The sequence below is a fragment of the Coprococcus intestinihominis genome, from assembly GCF_040096555.1.
In the GTDB taxonomy this organism is placed as follows: domain Bacteria; phylum Bacillota; class Clostridia; order Lachnospirales; family Lachnospiraceae; genus Coprococcus_A; species Coprococcus_A intestinihominis.
The window spans coordinates 1-1,734 of the sequence record NZ_JBBMEK010000409.1 but is presented as its reverse complement, the minus strand read 5'-3'; the positions used below and the strand labels follow the sequence as shown (position 1 = coordinate 1,734).

The following is a 1,734-nucleotide window of genomic DNA, read 5'->3' as shown; positions in this document are numbered from 1 at the left end:
CATCCAGCGATGCACTTCCACACCCATATCCGCCAGCTTCTGTTCAAGATCCAGATTGGAGAAAGGATCCATGATGGTAAAATATTCTCCGACGATACCCACTCTTAAAGGCTGCTCCGGCTTGTCCATCGAAATGCGGTTAAATTCACGTTTTGCTTCGCGATAGCCTTCCTCCACATCCTTCTTGGACTTCGCCATATTCATCGCCAGATAAAATCTGTCCAACGCTTTCTTATAGTCACCTTTGTTGAGTTCAAAACCGCAATTTCTGTAGTATTCTGCCTCAATCTCATCGATATATTCCACCATCTTCAGACCCTCTGCAGCGGCCAGTGTAAACTTTGCCAGACTCATCTTCGGATTGATCCGGCGCAGCGCCTTCAGATAATCTCTGTTCTTGCCCGTTGTATATTCTGCCAGATTGATCATCTCAAAATTATAGCCGAGATCACGGATAATCTGTTCCTGAAGTTCGCCGTAATAACCCAGGCGGCATAATCCCATGGTCATAACCAGGGTATCTGCACCTGCTTCCAGTGCATCGATCATACTTCCTAATGTGCTTTTAAAAGGTGCACAGACATAATCCGGGCTGTATCTCGAACCAATCTCCAGTGTCCGCCTTGTCATCTTCGGCGGCATGATAAACTGCGCGTCCAGACCGCATTCCACAAAGTAGCGAACCACACTGTTGTAATTAGCTACCATTGGAAATGACACCTTCTTTTTTCCTATGTCCATTACAGTACCCCCTTCTTCAGCTTCAGGATATCCGTGAAGCTCTCAAGTCTCGTCTCCAGTCCGGCGGTACCATCCTGATTGTCCAAAACAATATTCAGAATCGGAAGTCCGGTGAACTTACGAATGATCATCTCATTCACCATAGAATCCGGTCCGCACGGAAATGCGCTGAGGAGAATCAGACCATCCACCTTGTCACGATGCATCTGGATACTGCCCATCAGTTCACGGCTCAGCTCCCACTTCAGCGTCTTTGATACCTTCGCACTCTGCTTCAGTGCTTCCTTACGATCTACAACATCTGCGCGGATCGGCGTCACTTCCATACTCTTCAGGTAATCAATAACAGGCTGTCCGATGTAAGCATCGCCTAACACATAACTGTGGGCAACGATCAATACCTTAATACTCTGTGACTTATACAAAGCTTCCTCTTCGTGAACCTTCTTCTTCCAGTCTTCACTTTCGTTCCTCTTCGCCCTCTTATAAGCCTTCTGTGCCGTCTTCCTATCATAGCCGAGGGCTGTTCCGAGATCCACAAAAGCCTTCTCTTCATCAATCTTCTGAAGAACATCTACATTGTAGGCAACAAACTTCTGATCCGTATTACGGAACACATTACAGACAACGTCATATAGTGATTCAAACTTCGTACACATATTCCGGTGCAGACCGAAATTGCTGATTCTCGGAACAAGAATATAATCACACTTTCCGATCAGCGACTGAATATGGCCCAGATAAATCTTGGTGGAAAGACAGGCTTCATCAATTGCCAGTGTTGAGCCCGCTTCGATCATCGCTTTATTGGTAGGCTTGCTGACAATACCCTTCATGCCCAACGCTGAAAAAAATGACTTCCACAACACTTCATAACGATCATACAGCATCGCCCTTGGCAGTCCGATCACAGGTGCCTTCACACTGATGGCTGCCGTACTGTTTCTTTCCTTCATCTCTATATCCTTTCTGTGTATGCACATCTAAAATTCA

The 1,734-nt window shown here is 46.1% G+C and carries 2 protein-coding genes; both read right to left on the bottom strand.

Annotated features, from left to right (window positions below):
* Positions 1–741, bottom strand: a 741-nt coding sequence (locus WMO25_RS17720; RefSeq protein ID WP_349086525.1) for a hypothetical protein, incomplete at its 3' end; no start/stop codon positions are given.
* Positions 741–1,697 (bottom strand): acyl-CoA dehydratase activase-related protein, encoded by a 957-nt coding sequence (locus WMO25_RS17715; RefSeq protein ID WP_349086523.1) that lies wholly within the window; start codon positions 1,695–1,697, stop codon positions 741–743. The genes WMO25_RS17720 and WMO25_RS17715, both read right to left, overlap by 1 nt.
* Positions 1,698–1,734: the final 37 nt, after the last annotated feature.

Coding starts and splice junctions, on each gene's coding strand:
- WMO25_RS17715 (WP_349086523.1), bottom strand. CDS start 1,697: ATGAAGGAAAGAAACAGTACGGCAGCCATCAGTGTGAAGGCACCTGTG.